The organism is Mesorhizobium sp. P3_B5 (assembly GCF_056402815.1).
The window spans coordinates 61,747-79,295 of the sequence record NZ_JBFUGR010000007.1; the positions used below are offsets into that span (position 1 = coordinate 61,747).

The 17,549-nt window shown below is 62.3% G+C and carries 21 protein-coding genes and 1 pseudogene; 10 read left to right on the forward strand and 12 right to left on the reverse strand.

The features are described 5' to 3' along the window. Window positions 1-114: 114 nt before the first annotated feature. Window positions 115-699, reverse strand: coding sequence for a TetR/AcrR family transcriptional regulator (locus tag AC1DVW_RS18985; RefSeq protein ID WP_477325061.1), 585 nt, complete (start codon window positions 697-699; stop codon window positions 115-117). A 103-nt stretch (window positions 700-802) separates the two neighbouring features. Here AC1DVW_RS18985 and AC1DVW_RS18990 point away from each other — a divergent pair. The 3 genes and pseudogenes from AC1DVW_RS18990 (at window position 803) to AC1DVW_RS19000 (ending at window position 3,653) form a co-directional block, all read left to right on the forward strand. After that, window positions 803-1,617 (forward strand): annotated as a pseudogene (locus AC1DVW_RS18990) (oxidoreductase). Between the two features lie 80 nt (window positions 1,618-1,697). Beyond that, the gene (locus tag AC1DVW_RS18995) at window positions 1,698-2,564 is read left to right on the forward strand and encodes an alpha/beta fold hydrolase (protein ID WP_477325339.1); all 867 of its coding nucleotides are present in this window, start codon (window positions 1,698-1,700) and stop codon (window positions 2,562-2,564) included. An 87-nt stretch (window positions 2,565-2,651) separates the two neighbouring features. Beyond that, complete coding sequence (locus AC1DVW_RS19000) at window positions 2,652-3,653, forward strand: NADP-dependent oxidoreductase (protein WP_477325063.1); 1,002 nt, start codon at window positions 2,652-2,654, stop codon at window positions 3,651-3,653. 30 nt (window positions 3,654-3,683) lie between these two features. Here the strand turns inward: AC1DVW_RS19000 and ssuD are convergent, their stop codons facing one another. The 6 genes from ssuD to AC1DVW_RS19030 form a co-directional block, all read right to left on the reverse strand. Continuing rightward, window positions 3,684-4,826 carry an FMNH2-dependent alkanesulfonate monooxygenase gene (ssuD, locus tag AC1DVW_RS19005; RefSeq protein ID WP_477325065.1) on the reverse strand — a complete coding sequence of 381 codons (1,143 nt, stop codon included), beginning with the start codon at window positions 4,824-4,826 and terminating at the stop codon, window positions 3,684-3,686. 35 nt (window positions 4,827-4,861) lie between these two features. Next, window positions 4,862-5,710, reverse strand: a complete 849-nt coding sequence (locus tag AC1DVW_RS19010; RefSeq protein ID WP_477325067.1) for an ABC transporter permease subunit — start codon at window positions 5,708-5,710, stop codon at window positions 4,862-4,864. Continuing rightward, window positions 5,707-6,519, reverse strand: coding sequence for a taurine ABC transporter ATP-binding protein (locus AC1DVW_RS19015; protein ID WP_477325069.1), 813 nt, complete (start codon window positions 6,517-6,519; stop codon window positions 5,707-5,709). Before AC1DVW_RS19015 ends, AC1DVW_RS19010 begins: the two co-directional genes overlap by 4 nt. A 67-nt stretch (window positions 6,520-6,586) precedes the next feature. Next, window positions 6,587-7,594 carry a taurine ABC transporter substrate-binding protein gene (tauA, locus tag AC1DVW_RS19020; RefSeq protein WP_477325071.1) on the reverse strand — a complete coding sequence of 336 codons (1,008 nt, stop codon included), beginning with the start codon at window positions 7,592-7,594 and terminating at the stop codon, window positions 6,587-6,589. Window positions 7,595-7,920: 326 nt separating this feature from the next. Beyond that, window positions 7,921-8,688 (reverse strand): FkbM family methyltransferase, encoded by a 768-nt coding sequence (locus tag AC1DVW_RS19025; protein WP_477325073.1) that lies wholly within the window; start codon window positions 8,686-8,688, stop codon window positions 7,921-7,923. Window positions 8,689-8,969: 281 nt separating this feature from the next. Then, window positions 8,970-9,887, reverse strand: coding sequence for a polyprenyl synthetase family protein (locus AC1DVW_RS19030; protein WP_477325075.1), 918 nt, complete (start codon window positions 9,885-9,887; stop codon window positions 8,970-8,972). Window positions 9,888-9,966: 79 nt separating this feature from the next. Between AC1DVW_RS19030 and AC1DVW_RS19035 the strand changes: the two genes are divergently transcribed. The 3 genes from AC1DVW_RS19035 (at window position 9,967) to AC1DVW_RS19045 (ending at window position 11,705) form a co-directional block, all read left to right on the forward strand. Further along, window positions 9,967-10,728 (forward strand): biosynthetic peptidoglycan transglycosylase, encoded by a 762-nt coding sequence (locus AC1DVW_RS19035; protein ID WP_477246265.1) that lies wholly within the window; start codon window positions 9,967-9,969, stop codon window positions 10,726-10,728. Window positions 10,729-10,875: 147 nt separating this feature from the next. Next, complete coding sequence (gene rpmF / locus AC1DVW_RS19040; protein ID WP_008834724.1) at window positions 10,876-11,058, forward strand: 50S ribosomal protein L32; 183 nt, start codon at window positions 10,876-10,878, stop codon at window positions 11,056-11,058. A gap of 245 nt (window positions 11,059-11,303) precedes the next feature. Then, on the forward strand, window positions 11,304-11,705 hold the full coding sequence (locus AC1DVW_RS19045) for a hypothetical protein (RefSeq protein ID WP_477246266.1): 402 nt from the start codon (window positions 11,304-11,306) through the stop codon (window positions 11,703-11,705). Window positions 11,706-11,869: 164 nt separating this feature from the next. Here AC1DVW_RS19045 and AC1DVW_RS19050 read toward each other — a convergent pair whose 3' ends face one another. From AC1DVW_RS19050 to AC1DVW_RS19060, 3 genes are all read right to left on the reverse strand, one after another. Continuing rightward, a complete protein-coding gene (locus tag AC1DVW_RS19050; RefSeq protein ID WP_477325077.1) occupies window positions 11,870-12,301 on the reverse strand; it encodes a GlcG/HbpS family heme-binding protein in 432 nt (143 codons plus the stop codon). 195 nt (window positions 12,302-12,496) lie between these two features. Next, window positions 12,497-12,736: a hypothetical protein gene (locus tag AC1DVW_RS19055; RefSeq protein WP_477246270.1), complete on the reverse strand. Its 240-nt coding sequence runs from the start codon at window positions 12,734-12,736 to the stop codon at window positions 12,497-12,499. A gap of 79 nt (window positions 12,737-12,815) precedes the next feature. Then, entirely contained in the window at window positions 12,816-13,343 is a 528-nt protein-coding gene (locus tag AC1DVW_RS19060; protein ID WP_477325079.1) for a winged helix-turn-helix transcriptional regulator, read from the reverse strand. Window positions 13,344-13,444: 101 nt separating this feature from the next. On the opposite strand from AC1DVW_RS19060, the gene AC1DVW_RS19065 reads away from it, so the two are divergent. The 4 genes from AC1DVW_RS19065 to AC1DVW_RS19080 all read left to right on the forward strand — a co-directional run bounded on the left by AC1DVW_RS19065 (window position 13,445) and on the right by AC1DVW_RS19080 (window position 15,881). Further along, entirely contained in the window at window positions 13,445-14,275 is an 831-nt protein-coding gene (locus AC1DVW_RS19065) for an alpha/beta fold hydrolase (RefSeq protein ID WP_477325081.1), read from the forward strand. A 123-nt stretch (window positions 14,276-14,398) separates the two neighbouring features. Next, window positions 14,399-15,055: a glutathione S-transferase family protein gene (locus AC1DVW_RS19070; RefSeq protein WP_477325083.1), complete on the forward strand. Its 657-nt coding sequence runs from the start codon at window positions 14,399-14,401 to the stop codon at window positions 15,053-15,055. A 5-nt stretch (window positions 15,056-15,060) separates the two neighbouring features. Continuing rightward, a complete protein-coding gene (locus AC1DVW_RS19075; protein WP_477246278.1) occupies window positions 15,061-15,405 on the forward strand; it encodes an ArsR/SmtB family transcription factor in 345 nt (114 codons plus the stop codon). Window positions 15,406-15,416: 11 nt separating this feature from the next. After that, on the forward strand, window positions 15,417-15,881 hold the full coding sequence (locus AC1DVW_RS19080; RefSeq protein ID WP_477325085.1) for an SRPBCC family protein: 465 nt from the start codon (window positions 15,417-15,419) through the stop codon (window positions 15,879-15,881). Window positions 15,882-15,904: 23 nt separating this feature from the next. On the opposite strand, the gene AC1DVW_RS19085 is transcribed toward AC1DVW_RS19080, so the two are convergent. Beyond that, the gene (locus AC1DVW_RS19085) at window positions 15,905-16,192 is read right to left on the reverse strand and encodes an ArsR/SmtB family transcription factor (protein ID WP_477246282.1); all 288 of its coding nucleotides are present in this window, start codon (window positions 16,190-16,192) and stop codon (window positions 15,905-15,907) included. A 31-nt stretch (window positions 16,193-16,223) separates the two neighbouring features. Continuing rightward, complete coding sequence (locus tag AC1DVW_RS19090) at window positions 16,224-17,471, reverse strand: MFS transporter (RefSeq protein WP_477325087.1); 1,248 nt, start codon at window positions 17,469-17,471, stop codon at window positions 16,224-16,226. Between the last annotated feature and the right edge of the window lie 78 nt (window positions 17,472-17,549).

The window sequence follows — 17,549 nt, forward strand, 5'->3', positions numbered from 1 at the left end:
CATCCTGTTTTCGGTGATGCCCCTGCGCAGGCAATCGCTGACACCTTTTGAGGCAAACTTGTTGTAATGCGGCCCACGATGATGCCGGGCCCTTAGCCGTTGCCGCCAGCGACTTTAGGATGCCTTCCCATTCCCATCCGGCTGGATCAGCCTGCGCGCGGCATCTGCTCCTGCCGCGAGGATGCGATCCGACAATTCGGTCCCTGCCGCCGCGCGGGCCAGCTGAAGCGCGCCGATGAGGGTCGCAAAGACACCCAGCGCCACGCCTTCCGGGTCCTTGCCCTGCGGCAGCGCGGCAGACACCTGCCGCACCTGGGTCAGGAAGCGCTCGGTATAGACCTCGCGCGTTTCAGGCGGCTGGCGCGCAATCTCCGGCAGCAGCGCGGCGGACGCGCAGCCCTTGTCCGGGTTGTCCCGGTGCTCGGCCGACAGATACGCCTGAATGGTCATTTCCGGACCGCCCGAAGCCAACAACTCCTGAATTTGCTGCGACTGGGCATCCAGGGCCGCTGCCACGCTTTCGCGGATGAGCTCCGCCTTTGATTGGAAGTGCGGGTAGAAGGCTCCGTTCGTCAGCCCGGCGTCGCCCATGATGGTTGCCAGTCCAGACGCGGCGATGCCGTCACTCCTAAAACGCTGGGCGGCGACCTCCACAATCCGATCGCGGGATGCGTCCTTCCGGCCCTTTTCGTAGCGCATGGCGGCGTTTCCTTTCTGCTATTGCATTATGCACGTAATGTGATATTATGATCGTAATTCAACCAATGGCAAAAAGCTAGCCCTCATGCATCTGGAGTATCAAATGAGTGTCCTTTCAGGAAGAACCGCGATCGTTACCGGAGCCTCTTCGGGCATCGGCCGCGCCACAGCCGAAGCCCTGGCGCGGGCAGGATATACCGTCTTCGGGACAAGCCGTAGGGCGATAAGCAACGGCCCGGCGCAGGTGTCCATGCTGACATGCGACGTGACCGATGGCGACTCCGTCAGCGCCCTCGTTGCAACCGTGCTGGCGCAGACCGGGCGGATCGACCTTTTGGTCAACGATGCCGGTGTCGGCATGCTTGGCGGTGCCGAGGAATCCTCGGTCGCACAGGTGCAGTCCCTGTTCGACGTCAATCTGTTCGGCGTCATGCGCATGATCAACGCTGTGTTGCCGTCGATGCGGCGGCGCGGCCAAGGGCGGATCATCAACATCGGCTCGATTCTGGGATTGGTACCCGCGCCATACTCAGCGCATTACTCGGCGGTCAAGCACGCGCTCGAGGGCTATTCGGAATCGCTCGACCATGAGGTGCGCGCCTTCAATATTCGCGTCTCGATCATCGAGCCGGCATACGTGCGTACCGTCTTCGACCAGAACGGCATTGAGCCGGATTCGGTGTTGAAAGATACGATCAGGCCCGAGCCGGGGTCGAAGCGCTACTTCGCGATGTCATGCCCAAAGCCGATCGGCCGGAAGTGGTGGCGGATGTGGTCGTCAAGGCGGCGACCGATGCCCGTCCGCGGCGACGCTATACCGCGGGCAAGGCTGCGCGCCAAGTCAGCATGCTGCGCCGCTTCGCCCCCGCGGAGATGTTCGACAAGACCTTGCGCAAGCAGTTCCGCCTGCCGGTCTGAACCACAGCGAGGAGTTCACGCAGATGAGACTGGCAACCACGACACAATTGGTCAGGCGCCACAGCACGGAGGTGTCAAACATGGCACATATAGTTAATCAGTCGTCCCATTCACGGCTATCGTTCCAGGATGCGCCAACGCGCACCGTCGATGTCGGCGGCACGGCATTCGTTTACCGGGAACTCGGGCCCAGGACCGGCGTGCCGGTCATCCTCCTCAACCATCTGGGCGCTCAGCTGGACAATTTTGATCCACGCATCGTCGATGGTCTCGCCGCGACCCGGCGGGTGATTGCCTTCGACAACAGAGGCATCGGTGCTTCGGCTGGCAAAACGCCGTCAACCATCTCCGGGATGGCGCGCGATGCCGTCGCCTTCATCCGGGCGTTGGGGTTCGAAGAAGTCGACCTCTTCGGCTTTTCACTTGGCGGCTTCGTGGCGCAGGAGATTGTGCTGACCGAGCCCGGGCTTGTGCGTAAACTCATCCTCACCGGCACCGGGCCGGCCGGCGGTCAAGGCATCGACAAGGTGACGCCGCTGACGATCGTGGACATGATCAAGGGGGCGCTGACTTTTCGGGATGCGAAATACTATCTCTTCTTCACAAGGACGGCGAATGGCCGTCGTGCCGCGAACGCCTTTCTGGAGCGGCTGAAAGAGCGCAAGAGCAACCGTGACAAGGCGATTTCGCTGAGCGCGTTCGGCGCGCAACTGAAAGCGATCAAGGCCTATGGGCTGCAAACGCCGCAAGATTTGAGCACCATCCGCATTCCTGCTTTTGTTGCGAATGGCGATCAGGACAGAATGGTACCGAGCAGCAATACCCACGATCTCGCCCGGCGTATTCCGGGGGCGCAACTGGTGATCTACCCGGATGCCGGGCATGGCGGGATCTTCCAGAATTACGCCGATTTCGTCCCGAAAGCCGTTTCTTTCCTAGAGGCATGACGCCTCCCCACAGGGCGGCTTTGCAGCGGAAAAGCGTGGCTTGCTTCGTCCAGGAACACCAACAGACACTTTCAGAAAGTCACTGCCATGAAGGCATTCGTTGTCGATAAATATAACAAGAAGGGCATTCTGCGGCTGGCCGAGATGCCGGAGCCGGAGCTGCTGGACAATGATGTCCTGGTCGAGATCCATGCCGCAGGCGTGAACCTTCTGGACTCCAAGCTCAAGACCGGCGAGTTCAAGCTTATCCTGCCCTATCGCCGGCCCTTCATCCTGGGTCACGACGTGGCAGGGACGGTCGTCAGGGTGGGCTCAAAGGTCCGCAAATTCAAACCCGGCGACGATGTCTATGCGCGGACGCGCGATGGCCGGATCGGGACATTCGCCGAGTTCATCGCAATCGATGAGGCCGACGTGGCCCTGAAACCCAAAAACCTCAGCATGGAAGAAGCGGCTTCCATTCCCCTTGTCGGCCTGACTGCATGGCAGGTGCTGATCGAGAGGGCAGGCTTGAAGAAGGGCCAAAAGGTCTTCATCCAGGCTGGCTCCGGCGGTTTCGGGACATTCGCCATCCAGCTGGCAAAGCATCTAGGCGCGGCCGTTGCGACAACGGCGAGCGCGGCAAGCACCGATCTGGTCAAGGGTCTCGGCGCCGATGTCGTCGTCGATTACAGGAAAGATGACTTCGAGAAGGTCCTGTCGGACTACGACGTCGTGGTGAATAGCCAGGACGCCAAGACGCTTGAAAAATCCCTGACTGTGCTGAAACCGGGTGGCAAGCTGATCTCCATTTCCGGTCCGCCGGATCCCGAATTTGCCAGGAAGCAGGGGCTGAACGTAGTGCTAAGACTGGTGCTGCGCCTGCTGAGCCGCGGTATTCGGGCCAAAGCCAGGCGCCGGGGCGTCGGGTATTCGTTCCTGTTCATGTGGGCGCAAGGCGACCAGCTGGGCAACATCACGTCGCTCATCGAATCCGGAGCGATCCGGCCGGTTGTCGACAGGGTCTTTCCCTTTGAAGCGACCAACGAGGCTCTGGCCTACGTCGAAACAGGACGCGCCAAGGGCAAGGTCGTCATCAAGGTCAAATAGCGCACGCCTTCCCTTTCCGCTGGCAGCACGTCACGAAGCGGACGCGGCGACCTTGGGGCGTCCGAACTCGACGTCCCAGCTGCGCTCCTGGGGTGCAGCTTCGCCGCTGAGCCCGAGTTTGGGGAACAGCAGTTCGGCGACGTTGAACGCCTCTTCCAGGTGTGGGTAGGCGGACGCGATGATCGTTTCGATGCCGATCTCCTGATACTCGCGAATGCGCGCGGCGACATTGTCGGGGTTGCCGACCAGCGCCGTTCCGGCGCCGCCGCGCACCAGTCCAGGTCCCGCCCACAGGTTCGGGCCGACAACCAATTTGTCGCGCCGGCCCTGGTGCAGCGCCGACATGCGCTTCTGCCCAACGGATTCAGAGATGTGGACAAACCCCTTCTGCGCTTCGGCGATCAGGTCGTCGGTGACGTGGCTGATCAGCCGGTCAGCGGCGGCCCAGGCCTCGTCCTCCGTTTCGCGTATGATCAGATGAATGCGAAGGCCGAAGCGGATCGTGCGGCCTTGCGCTGCCGCTGCCTGTCTGACGCGGTCGATCTTTTCGGCAAGTTGGTCCACCGGTTCGCCCCAGCTCAAATAGGCGTCCACATGCTTGGCGGCGATCGCAATGCCAGCGTCGGAAGAGCCGCCGAACCAAAGTGGCGGGTGGGGTTTCTGGACCGGCGGGAAGGAGATGTCGGTGCCGTGCGCGGACAGGTACTTGCCCTCGAAATCGGCCGGCTCACCCGAAAGGATCCGCCGCCATATGGTCAGGAACTCGTCGGTCTGCGCGTAGCGCTCGTCATGGCTGAGCTTGTTGCCGTCGCCTGCGAGGTCGGCAGGATCGGCACCGGTGACGACGTTGAGCAGGACGCGGCCGCCGGAGATGCGGTCCAGTGTGGCCGCATGACGCGCAAACAGCGCCGGTGTTCCGCTGCCCGGCCGAAGTGCGACGAGGAACTTCAGCCGCTCGGTCAGCGGGATCAACCCGGCCGCCACGATCCAGGCGTCCTCGCAGCTCGTTCCGGTGGGCAAGAGCACGCCTTTGAAGCCAAGCCGGTCGGCCGCCTGGGCGATCTCCTTGAGATATCCGAAGCTTGCCGGGCGGTGCCGCTGGTCAGTGCCGAGATACGGCCCGTCGCCATGAGTCGGCAGGTACCAGTAGAGGTCGAGTGGCTTGCTGGACATCGGATTGTTCCTTCAGCGATGAGGGGCGGCAAGCGTCAGAGCTTGCCCTTCCAGGGGATGAGGCGATGCTCCAGCCAGCGCATGCCGCTGGTGAAGGCGAAGGCCAGCACAGCGATGACGATGAGGCCGACGAAGACGACGTCGGTGGCGAGGAAATTGGCGGCCGACATGATCATGTAGCCAAGGCCTGACTGGGCTGCGATCAGCTCGGCGGCGACCAGCGTCGACAAGCCGGCGCCGATGGCAATCTTCAGGCCGGTCAGGATTTCCGGCAATGCCGACGGCAGGATGATGCTGGTGAACAGTTGCAGGCGGCTGGCGCCAAGCGAAAGTGCTGCGTTGATCCGTTCAGCGGGCACGGACCGGACACCGGCCTGTGCGGCAAAGCAGATCGGGGCGAAGGTCGACAGCGACAGCAGCACGATCTTGGAGGTCTCGCCGATGCCCAGCCAGATGATCAGCAGCGGCAGGTAGGCCAGCGGCGGCAAGCCCCAGTAGAGGTCGATCGGAACGCTGAAGATGCCCTTGACCCAGCGGTTGAGCCCCATCAGCAGGCCGAGCGGAATGCCCAGGAAAATGCCGACGCCGAGCGCCGCGGCGATGCGGCCAAGGCTGGCCAGCGTGTGCTCGAGGAGCGTGCCGTTGGCATAACCGTCGACCCAGACAGCGCTGAACTGGGTCAGCACCTCGGCCGGTGACGGCAGGAACAGCGGCGACGCCCATTCGAAATGTGCGGCGAGGAACCACAAGGCAATCAGCGACGCCAGCGTGACCAGGCTGATGCCGAGCGTGCTTGTCGATGCGGACCGGCGCGGCGGAGCAGACAGTCTGCGCTGGGCCGTTGAGAGCCGGAATGAAGTCGGGGAGTTGGCGGCAAGCGTCATTGCAAGTTTCCTGTTCGGGGCAAGGTTCCTGTGCGGGCGGCTTCCGGCTGGTGGATGAGCGAGCGGATTTCCTGCCGCAGTTCGATGAAACGCGGGTGGGACTGGATCGGCCCGATGTCGCCACTCTCGGCGAACTCGCGAACGAAGTCGGCGTCGAACCGGGCAACGATGCGGCCGGGCCTCGGCGACATCACGACGATGGTGGTGCCGAGCGTCAGTGCTTCCTCGATCGAATGGGTGATGAACAGGATCTGCTTGCCGGTCTTGGCCCAGACCGAGGCCAGAAGCTGCTGCATCGTCTCGCGCGTCAGGCTGTCGAGGGCGCCGAACGGCTCGTCCATCAGCAGGATTTTTGGATCGGTGGCCAACGCCCGCGCGATGCCGACTCGCTGACGCATGCCGCCGGACAGTTCATAGGGCGGCTTTTCAGCGAAATCGGCGAGCCCGACCAGTTCCAACAGGTGCCTTGATCGCTCATGGCGTTCGCCGCGCCGCACACCCCGGTATTTGAGGCCGAGCGCGACATTGTCCAGCACATTGGCCCAGGGCAGCAAGGTGTCCTTCTGGAAGACGACGCCACGATCGCCGCCGGGCGCGACAATCTCTTTTCCGTCCAGTGTGATCGTGCCCTCGGTAAGCGGCAGGAAGCCGGCGATCGCGTTGAGCAATGTCGACTTGCCGCATCCGGAAGCGCCGACCGCGACAACGATGGAATCGGGAGCGATGTCGAGCGAGACGTGATCAAGCGCGTGCACGGCCTGGCCGTCCGAGGCCGGGAAGGTGACGCTGGCATCGCGGATTCGAAGCATGGTGGCCTCCAAGCAGTCTGGCTGGCGGGAATTCCGCCAGCCAGAACCGAATGTCGTCAGGGGATTTCTAGTTCGAAGCCTTGGCAGCGTCGGCATATTCCGGATCAGCGGCTGCGGCGTAGCTGTCCTTGATGGCGGTGATCTTCTTCTGGTCCTTCAGGAAGCCTGCGGTGTCCTTGAGGATTTTCGCAACGGCGCCCTTCTCACCACCGCCCAGCCATTTGTCGGAGACCTGCTCGTCGAGCGGCGGAACCACAGTCGTCTTCAACTGCTCCGAATTCTCGGCCGCCGTGCCACCTTGCAATTTTGCAATCAGCTTGGCGCTTTCGGACTCCGGTCCCCACGCGGCCGGGTTGCTCAAATAGGCCGTGTTGTAGCCGTCGATCAGCCGGACATACTGGCCGAGGAAGTCTGGATTGTCCTTGGCGAAATCGCCGGTCACCACCAGTGCGCTGAAGGTCGGCGCGCCACGATCGGCGACCTGGCCGGCGGTGAGCAGGACCTTGCCGTCCTTCTTGAGTTCGGAGAGTGCCGGATCCCAGACGAAGGCCCCATCAATGTCACCGCGCTTCCAGGCGGCGACGATTTCGGGCTGCGGAATGGCGATGACCTGGGTTTCCTTCTCTGAAATGCCTTCCTGCTTGAGGACGGCGAGAAGCTGATAGTGGTCGGTCGATACGGGTGCTGCGGCAAGCTTCTTGCCGCGCAGGTCGGCCGGCGACTTGATATCGGGCCGCACCACGAGCGCTTCGCCGTCACGGGAGACCGAGGAGATGTAGAACGCCTTCACGTCGAGGCCTCTGCTGACGGCAGCGGCGAACGGGCTCGATCCGACATCGCCGATCTGGACGTCGCCGGATGCTATTGCCGCGAAAATGTCGGCGCCGGAATTGAAGCGGCGGAATTCGATATCCCAGCCGGTCTTCTTGGCAAGATCGCCATTGGCGATGCCGAGATTGTAGGGGTTGGCGCCGGTCTGATAGGCGATGACGACTTTCTTATCGGCGGCAAGGGCTGCGGCGGAAGTGGCCGCCAAAGTAAGCCCGACAAGGGCAGCGGAAATCAGTTTTCTCATGGCATTTAATCCTTTTGAACAGAGGGCAAACCCCTCGATTGCCCGCTCTGGCCAAGAGCGTGGGGTTAAAGTCCACTTAACTTATAGACTTAGATAGAAATGGAATTCTGAAAATCAGCTCGCGCTTAAAAAAGAATTCGGATTGGACGGCAGGCCGTCGCTTCAGGACTGTTGCATACGCAAAATGCGGAGTTTCCTGAGGGTATTATGGAGCGCCTGGAAAAAGCGCCCGCAAGCGGCAATCAGAGACGGCTTCGACGGACGGTTCGCGACGTCCATCTCCCCTTGTCGCTTTGGTCGCGCACTGGCGCTCCGGCCATCGCTTCTCACGGAGTGAGAGGATTTCCTTGCAGGAGGTGTAGCGAAGACGCCGAAGCACTTTGCAACGGCAAGGACGGAAGGTTGGAGAATATATGATCCCAATGAAGTTGAGCCACTTTCGTAAGCCTATCCGGCACGGAATCCTTCAATCGGTCTTCGAAGCCAGGAAAAGCCTCGACCTGCAGATAAACATCGTTCTCCGCGAGCAACCGCCGCATTCCAGCAAGCACCCGCGCCTCACTTCCTTCCACGTCGATTTTGACGAACAGGATCGCATCTTTGACATCCAGCAATTCGTCCAAAGCGACCACCTGGACGAGCTCGGAGCCTTCGCTGGATTCCTGTATCAGAGCGGAGCCGCGATTGCCGTCGGCAATCGACGTGCTGCGCTGCAATCTCGCAGTGCCCGGTGAGTCCAGAACGGCCGCCTTGATACGCTTGATGTCGTAGCTGGCTCCGTTGAGAAACATCTGCGCTTCCAACTGCGCGAAGTTGTTTGCGTCCGGCTCGAAGCAAAGTATCTCGTCAAACACCCCCAGGCGCCACATCTTGAGGCTGTACAGGCCCCAATATGCGCCGACATCGATAAACAGTTTGCGCCGCGGGTTGTCTTTGAGGGCTCGTGCCGCGTCGATCATCAGGCCGATTTGTGTGGACTCCCAAGCCCCATGGTCCAACATCTCCCTGTCGACCAGCGAGGAAGGGTCGAGCAGCAGCCGAAGATCGCCCCGTTGCACAACGGAGGCCCCGTCGCGCCGATATTGTTCGGACACGATCCCTCCAAGACGTCGCGCCTCTTGCTCCGCAGCGCGAAGGTCGCGACGAAGTCGTCTCACATGAGGGATGCGTTCGAGTGCCCATTTTGCAAAGGCGGGGGTCCTCATCGTCGGTTGCCTATTTCCATTCGGAAAGCTTACAGGCGACGCAGATTGCGTGGCAAATGATATCCGCCAGACCTGCAGTCGAGCCCCAAGCGCGGTCATTGTATGACCATTGGTGGCGCAACGCAGACAATTCTAAAACCGGCTTCCGACGATCTAACCGGGGCGCAGTCTCAGTTGTTGCGGGCCGCCACGAACTTGGCCGCAGCCTTGAGCAAAACCGCCTGTTCGCCATAAGGTTCGAGCAGCGCATGGGCCTGGTCAACGAGACCATGAAGCTGCTGCCGCGCCCATTTCGCGCCATGCAGCGCCACCAGCGTCGCCTTGCCGGCGGCTGCATCCTTGCCCGTGGCCTTACCCATCTGGCTGATATCAGCTGTCAGGTCGAGCAGGTCGTCGGCAAGCTGAAAGGCAAGGCCGATCGCCGAACCGAATTCGGCCAGCCGGTCGCGGTCTTCGCGCGCTGCGCCGGCGATGATCGGGCCCGCCTCGCAGGCAAAGCGGATCAGCGCGCCGGTCTTCATGGCCTGCAGCCGGATGATGCCGGCCTCGTCGGGCCTGATACGCTCGGCTTCGAGGTCGAGCATCTGGCCGCCGACCATGCCGCCGGCGCCGGCGGCGCGGGCCAACGCCAGCACCAGCGCTGCCCGGCGCTCCGCCGGCAGCGCCGTCGCCTCGTCGGCAAGGATGTCGAAGGCAAGCGTCAGCAAGGCGTCGCCGGCAAGGATGGCGCTGGCCTCGTCGAAAGCCTTGTGCACGGTCGGCTGGCCGCGGCGCAGATCGTCATCGTCCATGGAAGGCAGATCGTCATGGATCAGCGAATAGCAGTGCACGCATTCGAGTGCTGCCGCCACGCGAAGTGCTGCCTCGCCATCGGCCGCAAACAAGGCGGCACTTTCCATGACCAGGAAGGGGCGCAGGCGCTTACCGCCGTTCAGCACACCGTGGCGCATCGCCGCCATCAGGCGTTCCGGGCGAGCGATCTCGCCGGAAAGCGTGCGTGCGTCGAGAAGCCGCCGCAGCAGCGCCTCCAGCGCGCCTGCGCGCGCGCCAAGCAGCGTTTCGAAGGCGATTTGGTCGTCTTTCGTCATAGCCGGGAGCGGTAGCCGACACTCAGACGTTGCGCAAGAAGCCAAGCGCCATTATGCCGGAGCAGGGGTGTAGCACGGGTTGAGCGGCTTGGCGGAACCGATCGTCGATCAAGAAATCGAAGGGCTGGACATGGCGGCGAGACCGAAAGGCGGCAACCGCATCGGTCTCAAACGCTGGGTCCGGCGCGGCATTGTCGTGGCTGCTGTGCTGGCGCTGATCCCGACGGTGCTGACCTTCCTCTACATGCCGTCCTTCGTGCATCCGGTGTCGACATTGATGCTGAAGGATCTGGCGACGTTTTCCGGCTACGACCGACGCTGGGTTTCGATCGACGATGTGGCGCCAGTGCTGGCCAATTCGGTGATCATGTCGGAGGACGGGCAGTTCTGTTTCCATCGCGGCGTCGATTTTGGCGAGTTGCGCGGCGTCGTCGACGACGCGCTGGCCGGCGAGATGACGCGCGGCGCGTCGACCATCACTATGCAGACGGTGAAGAACCTCTATCTGTGGTCGCGGCCGCTTGGCTCTGTGCGCAAGGTGGTCGAACTGCCGCTGGCGGTCTATTTCGACGCGGTGCTGTCGAAACGGCGGATCATGGAAATCTATCTCAACATCGCCGAATGGGGACCGGGCATCTATGGCATCGAGGCCGCCGCCCAGCATCATTTCGGTGTCTCGGCAAAACAGCTGACACGGCGCCAGGCGGCACTGCTGGCCGTCAGTCTGCCCAACCCGATCACCCGCAACCCGGCCAAGCCTGGACCGGGGCTGAGACGGCTGGCGGCGCTGATCGAGCGGCGCGCCGGAAGGTCCGGCGCCTATGTCGGCTGTCTTCACTAGTCTGCCGGCTTCAAAAAAATTCGGCGCAGTGCTGGCCAAAACCACATCAGGCGTGTATAGGCACCCGACTTCTTCAGATTTCGGCCCCTGACACGGCCCTTTCACGAGGGCGGGCGGGGCTTTTTGACCATGTAGTGGAGCATATCCATGGCCGTTCCGAAACGCAAAACCTCTCCGTCCAAGCGCGGCATGCGCCGCTCGGCCGACGCCCTCAAGGCCCCGACCTATGTCGAGGACAAGAATTCCGGCGAAATGCGCCGTCCGCACCATATCGACCTGAAGACCGGCATGTATCGCGGTCGCCAGGTGTTGACGCCCAAGGAAAGCTGAGACCAGCTTTCTCGAAGGTTTGAGTTCTAAAGGACCGGCCAGTGGCCGGTCTTTTTGCGTTTAAAGCGCTGATCGCTGAGCTGAATGGGGCGTGAGCGTGCGGCCAGCTCTACGGATGTAGGCCGGGCTCAGCTGACACCGTTGTTTCGCGCGGTTTCTTTCCGTGTTTGCGGTTGCCGACGAAAATTCTTGACGGCGGGCGCCGGGCGCATACTACAGAAGGCAGTCCAACCCGGAGCCGCCTGATGTTCGGTGCCATTCCGCTGCTGATCGTGCCTTTCGTGCTCTACAATCTCGGGCTTCTGGGAATATTCGGCAGCGGCGACGATCCGTGGGCGAGCGAAATCTTCTCGTTCAAGATGATGTCGGGCGGTGTGTTCTCGATGACGCTCGGCGACCTGATGGTGCTGATCGGGCTGGTCTTCCTGTTCCTCGAAATGGTGAAGTCGGTGCGCACCACAAACGCCTCGATCATGGACCATCTTTTGTCGACGCTGGTCTTCGTCGCCTTCCTGGTCGAGTTCCTGCTGGTGAAGGGCGCGGCGCACTCCGTCTTCTTCACGCTGATGCTCATCGCGCTGTTCGATGTGCTTGCCGGCTTCTCCGTCTCGATGCGGTCAGCCAGCAGGGATATCAATCTCAATTAGGCTGCATTGATATTCAGGTGATGCCGGCCTGCGAAGGGCGGCTTCCTGCGCTTCCGGTACTCACGTACCCAAAAGTACGCTCCGTTCCGGTTCTCGGAAACCGCCCTTCTCGACTCGGCCTGACCTGAATCTCAACGCACCCTCGCCTCTACGCCAAAAGACGCTTAGCCGGGGTCGGCGGTGAAGCCTGCCGCCTCGATGCCGGCGATGGCAGCCGCCTCGTCATTGTCCGACGTGTCGCCGGAAATGCCGACAGCGCCGATGACGACGCCCGCCTTGTCGCGGATCAGCACGCCGCCGACAACTGGCAGCACGCGCCCTCCCGACACGTCGGAGATGCCGGCGACCAGATGCGGGCGCTCCTTGGCGAACGCCTCGACGCGGCGCGAGCCCATGCCGATGGCGAGCGCACCATAGGCCTTGCCGGCCGACATTTGCGGGCGCAGGAACGAGGCGCCGTCCTGGCGCTGGAAAGCGACCAGATGGGCGCCGGCGTCGAGCACCGAGACGCCCAACGGCTTGAACTTCAATTCGGCACCCTTGGCAAAGGCGGCATCGATGATTTGCTTGGCTTTGTCGAGCGTCAGGGCGGTCATGGCAGTCTCCTGTTGGAACGCGTGATTCATTGACCGGGAGCGGGAGAAATGAAATCCCGGTTGCGGTTGAAATTGCTTCGCGTGAAGAGGCGTAGTGGAGGCCGATGGCATTCTGGATCATGCCGTTTGCGGGCACCGTCCCGATATGGCGTTGCCGTCCAGCCGTTTCCAGACCTGCTGCAGAAGACGGGGTTTCTAGGCGACCTTTTTCTTGGCGCGCGCCGGCTTCTTCACCGGGGCTGCGGGCGCATTGGCGAGGTCTTCGGCTTCCTTGGCGAGGCGCAGCGCCCTCAGCTTGTTGGTCTTGGCCTGGCGTGCATCGCTTTCGGCGACATATTCCGCCATCGCCTTCTGGCGGACCGTGGCTGCTTCTTCCTGCTTCTTGAAACGCGAATCGGCCCGCGCGCGGGCAGTGTCCTTAGAGTTCTCAACCAAGTGCGTTTTCCAATCCCGTAAAATATGATTTTCAGTCACTTGATAGCAGAGCCGGCCTGCAAATGGCAAAATAAGTTGGTCAGGAGACCGGGTGGCGCCCGGCCGCCTGCGCCTTGCGGGCGACCACGGCCTCGTATGCGGCCTGCAAGGTGGCGCGGACGGTGGCGCCTGCCGGCGTGGCGGAAGGCGCCCCCAGGTGGTCGTGGCGCAGCTCATCCATGAACCGTTCCCATAATGGCGGGCCGCCTTTTTCCAGCAGCTCGGCACGGATCGAGAGTTCCTCGCTGACCGGCAGCCAGACACGGCCCCAGGCGCCGAGATGCGCCAGGATGGGCACCAACGTGATGGCCATTTCGGTCAGGCTGTAGATCGCCTTCTGCTTGTGGCTGGGATCGTCGGCCTTGGTCAGCATGCCAAGCTCCATCAGCCGCTTCAGCCGGTCCGCGAGGATGTTGGAGGCGATGCCTTCCATCGAGCCGTTGAGCAGTTCGCGAAAATGGCGTTTGCCGCCAAAAATCATGTCGCGAAGAATGATCAGGCTCCAGCGGTCGCCAAACACTTCCAGCGACAGATTGATCGGGCATCCGGACCGGTGATCGAGGCTCATGCGACTCTCCAGAAAAAACTGGTTGCATTATCGTATCAGTCTTATTATCGTGCAACCGATTGCAAAATGCAATCAGTTTAGATGGTGGAGAGGAGATTCCCATGGCCAAGGCTCAAGCACCCGAAATCAAGTCGCAGACGTTTGGCGATTCCGCACATCCAGCGCTGCTGCTGATCATGGGCGCCATGGCTTCGATGCTGTGGTGGCCGGAGGCGCTTTGCCGCAAGCTCGCCGGCGAAGGGCGTTTCGTGATCCGCTATGACAATCGCGATACCGGCCTGTCGACCAAATATGCGTTGGGCGCCTACACATTCGACGACATGGCGGACGATGCCGTCAGTGTCCTCGACAGCTACGGCATAGCGAGGGCGCATGTGGTCGGCATGTCGGCGGGCGGCATGATCGCGCAGCTGGTGGCGTTGAAACACCCCTCGCGTGTCATCTCGCTGACGGTGATCAGCAGTTCGCCGGTGGGGATCGACACGTCGCATCTACCTGGGACGACGGCAGCCTACATGGAGCACTCGGCCGAGGGGGCTGATGTCGACTGGTCGAACCGCGAGCAGGTGGTCGACTTCATCGTCAAGGACGCACACGCGATCGCCAGCACCGTGCATCCCTTCGATGAGACGAAGACGCGGGCGTTCGTCGAACAGGACTATGACCGCTCCGGCGGGTTTCTGAGCGCGACCAATCATTTCACGCTGAAGGGCGGCGAGGACTGGAAAGGGCGCCTGCACGAGATCAAGGCCCCGCTTCTCGTCCTCCACGGGACGTCAGATCCGATCTTTCCGGTCGAGCATGGCGCCGCCCTTGCCGAAGCCGTGCCCGGCGGACGGATTGTCCGCATCGAGGGCGGTGGCCACGAACTGCATCCCCAGGATTGGACAACGATCGTCGCTGCTATCGTCGCCCACACTCAAGCCAAATAAGTGCCCGAGCGGGACCTTGACACCAAACGGTCGCGGCAATAGTTAAGTAAATGCTTCAGTGTTGAGTTCACTGCCGCCGACGCCGGCCAGATCTGCAAACCACGAAAAGAGACGAGCAAGACAATGTCCCTGACGATGCATCTCCATCCGCTGGCGTCCTTCTGCTGGAAGCCGCTGATCGCGCTCTACGAGAATGGCACGCCGTTCATCGCCGTGATCGTCGATCTCGGCGATGAGCAATCACGCGCCGCCTTCCTGAGGATATCGCCGACCGGCAAGATGCCGGCACTGCGCGACGATGCGCGCGACCGCACGATACTGGAATCGACCATCGTCATCGAATATCTGGCCGCGCACTATCCCGGTCCGGTCGACCTCATTCCTGCCGACATCGACCTGGCGCTGGCGGTCCGCCAGGCCGATCGTTTCTACGATTTCTACGTCCAGGCGCCGATGCAGAAGATCGTCGCCGACAGGCTGCGGCCGCAGGACAAGATCGACCCGTTCGGGGTCGAGGAGGCGCGCGCGCAACTGCGTAATGCCTACGCCATCATCGAGCAGGATATGCAATCGAAGACATGGGCGACCGGCGAGGCCTTCACCATGGCCGACTGCGCCGCGGCACCGGCATTGTTCTACGCCAACAAAGTCGAGCCGCTGGGTGACAAATACCCGGCCGTGAAGCGCTATCACGACCGGTTGCTGCAACGCCCGTCGGTCGTCCGCGTCATCGAGGAAGCGCAGCCTTACTTCAAATTCTTTCCCTACAACAACGGCTGAGCCCGATGCTGCACGATACCGCCCAGCTCGACCTGATGTTCCAGGCGCTTGCCGACCCGGCGCGGCGCAGCATGGTCGAGCGGCTGTCGCGTGGCCCGGCTTCGGTCAGCCAGCTGGCCGAGCCGCTGGCGATGTCGCTGTCGGCGGTCGTCCAGCACCTCAATGTGCTCGAGGCGAGCGGCCTCGTGCGTACGGAAAAGCTCGGCCGGGTGCGCACCTGCCAGATCGAGCCGAAAGCGTTGCGGAGCGCCGAGCACTGGATCAACGAACGGCGCCTGACCTGGGAGCGTCGGCTCGACCGGCTGGGCGACTTCCTGGCGCAAACCAAAGATGAAATCGACGAAAACTGAAGGAGACAACCATGACCGAACGATCCGTCGTCCATTCCACCTTCGTCATCGAACGCTTCTATCCGGCAGCGCCGGCGAAGGTCTATTTCGCGCTCAGCAATCCGGCCGCCAAGCGGCGCTGGTTCGCCGATCCTGATAGTCCGAACCCGAGCAGGCACGAGATGGATTTCCGTATCGGCGGCAGGGAGATCAATGCCGGCGGGCCGAAGGACGGACCGATCTACACCTACAACGCCGTCTACCAGGACATCGTGCCGAATGAGCGCATCGTCTACAGCTACGATATGCTGTTCGGCGAGGCCCGCATCTCGGTGTCGCTGGCGACGATCGACCTTCGCCCGGAAGGTAAAGGCACGCGGCTGGTCTTGACCGAGCAGGGCGCCTTTCTCGACGGCCATGACAACTCCGCCAGCCGCGAACATGGTACAGGCGTGTTGCTCGATATGCTGGGCGCAGCGCTGGCCGCCGAGGGCTGACAGTCAGTCCCTGGCGAGACGCTTCAGCCCCCCGGCGTTCCAAGCTGCTCGGCTTCCCAGAACTGGTCGAGCCAGATGTTGAGTTTCAGGAAGCCGGCATTGCTGACTGTATAGACGCGCCGCGTGCCTTCGGCCTTGGCGTTGACCAGCCCGGCCTCGAGCAGCACCTTCAGATGTTGCGAAACGGCCGGGCGCGACACTGGCAGTCCGGCGGCCAGTTCATTGACGGTCTTCGGCCCGCGCCGGAGCTCTTCGAGAAGATGGCGCCGATTGGGATCGGCAATCGCCAGGAAGGCATCGGAAAAGATCATGCCTCATTTGTGAGGCAAAGTTTTCCGAATCTCAACCATTGGTTTCATCTTTTCTGCGCGGGTCGAGCCGCAATGCTTCCGGCGTGACCGAGCGATCGGCCGGTTGGGTCTTGAACGCATCGCGGTTTTCGATCGGCACCGGGGCGCGGCGGCTGATGCGCAGCAGCGTGTAGCCGGCCAGGCTGAGATGGGCGAGCGCGGTCGCCAGGAACAGGCCTTCGGGCCGCATCCAGCCCATCAGGGCAGCGGCCAGCAGCGGTCCGATCATGGTGCCGAAGCCATAGAGCAGCAGCAGGCCACCCGACACTTTGACGAAATCCTCGGAGCGTGCGTGATCGTTGGCATGCGCGACCGCGATCGAATAGAGCGTGTAGGCGAAAGCGCCATAGGCGCCGGTGAAGACCAGGACGAAGACCGCGGAGCGCGGTTCGAACAGGAAGATGGCGAGAGCAAACAGCGCGGCGCCAAAGGCCGCGCCCGCCAGCACGAAACGGCGGTCGGTCTTGTCGGACAGCCGCCCCGCCGGAAGCTGCATGGCCGCACCCGCGACGACCACAAGGCTCATCATCAGCGCGATCTGTGGGGTGGCAATGCCGATGCGGGCGCCATAGACGGCGCCCAGCGTGCCCCAGGCACCGTTGGCAATACCGATCAACAGGCAGGCGATCGCCGATACCGGCGAATTCTTATAAAGGCCTTTGACGTCGAGTGAGACGTCCTGCAGCGGCTTGGGGTGCGAAGCCGTCGAGACGGCGGTCGGGATCAGCGACAGGCAAAACAATATGCCGGTGATCATGAACAGCGAGGCGGACTTCACGTCGCCGCCGGCGACGATCATCTGGCCGCCCATGATCGAGGCGTAGGTGACCATCATGTAAAGGCCGAAGACTGTGCCGCGGTTCTCGTTGGTGGCCTTCTCGTTCAGCCAGCTTTCGATGACCATGAAGGCGCCGGCCATGGTGAAACCGGTGAAGGCGCGCAGCAGGATCCAGAAATATTCGTCGATGATCAGGCCGGTGAGCAGAGCGACAATGGCGCCCGACGCGGCAAAGGCGCCAAAAGCCCTGACATGGCCGGCGCGGCGCACGATGCGCGGCGCAAAGAAGCAGCCGGTGACGAAACCGCCGGCCCAGGCCGTGCCCATCAGGCCGAGCGATGCCGTCGAAAAACCTTCGAGTTGGCCGCGCAGCGGCAACAGCAGGCCGTGCAGCCCCGACGCCGCCAGCAGGAAAGCGGTGCCGCGCAGCAGCGAAAGGATCGGTCGGTAGGTTGCAAACATTTTTGGATCCGGCTGGGGTTATGGGGCAGGTCTGAAGACAGTCGCATTCGGGCTTTTCGGCGGCGCCTGCACCAGCTT

Excerpts from the sequence above, each read along its gene's own strand:
- AC1DVW_RS18985 (WP_477325061.1), bottom strand. The coding sequence starts at position 699 with ATGCGCTACGAAAAGGGCCGGAAGGACGCATCCCGCGATCGGATTGTG.
- AC1DVW_RS18995 (WP_477325339.1), top strand. The coding sequence starts at position 1,698 with ATGGCACATATAGTTAATCAGTCGTCCCATTCACGGCTATCGTTCCAG.
- AC1DVW_RS19000 (WP_477325063.1), top strand. The coding sequence starts at position 2,652 with ATGAAGGCATTCGTTGTCGATAAATATAACAAGAAGGGCATTCTGCGG.
- ssuD (WP_477325065.1), bottom strand. The coding sequence starts at position 4,826 with ATGTCCAGCAAGCCACTCGACCTCTACTGGTACCTGCCGACTCATGGC.
- AC1DVW_RS19010 (WP_477325067.1), bottom strand. The coding sequence starts at position 5,710 with ATGACGCTTGCCGCCAACTCCCCGACTTCATTCCGGCTCTCAACGGCC.
- AC1DVW_RS19015 (WP_477325069.1), bottom strand. The coding sequence starts at position 6,519 with ATGCTTCGAATCCGCGATGCCAGCGTCACCTTCCCGGCCTCGGACGGC.
- tauA (WP_477325071.1), bottom strand. The coding sequence starts at position 7,594 with ATGAGAAAACTGATTTCCGCTGCCCTTGTCGGGCTTACTTTGGCGGCC.
- AC1DVW_RS19030 (WP_477325075.1), bottom strand. The coding sequence starts at position 9,887 with ATGACGAAAGACGACCAAATCGCCTTCGAAACGCTGCTTGGCGCGCGC.
- rpmF (WP_008834724.1), top strand. The coding sequence starts at position 10,876 with ATGGCCGTTCCGAAACGCAAAACCTCTCCGTCCAAGCGCGGCATGCGC.
- AC1DVW_RS19045 (WP_477246266.1), top strand. The coding sequence starts at position 11,304 with ATGTTCGGTGCCATTCCGCTGCTGATCGTGCCTTTCGTGCTCTACAAT.
- AC1DVW_RS19050 (WP_477325077.1), bottom strand. The coding sequence starts at position 12,301 with ATGACCGCCCTGACGCTCGACAAAGCCAAGCAAATCATCGATGCCGCC.
- AC1DVW_RS19060 (WP_477325079.1), bottom strand. The coding sequence starts at position 13,343 with ATGAGCCTCGATCACCGGTCCGGATGCCCGATCAATCTGTCGCTGGAA.
- AC1DVW_RS19065 (WP_477325081.1), top strand. The coding sequence starts at position 13,445 with ATGGCCAAGGCTCAAGCACCCGAAATCAAGTCGCAGACGTTTGGCGAT.
- AC1DVW_RS19070 (WP_477325083.1), top strand. The coding sequence starts at position 14,399 with ATGTCCCTGACGATGCATCTCCATCCGCTGGCGTCCTTCTGCTGGAAG.
- AC1DVW_RS19075 (WP_477246278.1), top strand. The coding sequence starts at position 15,061 with ATGCTGCACGATACCGCCCAGCTCGACCTGATGTTCCAGGCGCTTGCC.
- AC1DVW_RS19080 (WP_477325085.1), top strand. The coding sequence starts at position 15,417 with ATGACCGAACGATCCGTCGTCCATTCCACCTTCGTCATCGAACGCTTC.
- AC1DVW_RS19085 (WP_477246282.1), bottom strand. The coding sequence starts at position 16,192 with ATGATCTTTTCCGATGCCTTCCTGGCGATTGCCGATCCCAATCGGCGC.
- AC1DVW_RS19090 (WP_477325087.1), bottom strand. The coding sequence starts at position 17,471 with ATGTTTGCAACCTACCGACCGATCCTTTCGCTGCTGCGCGGCACCGCT.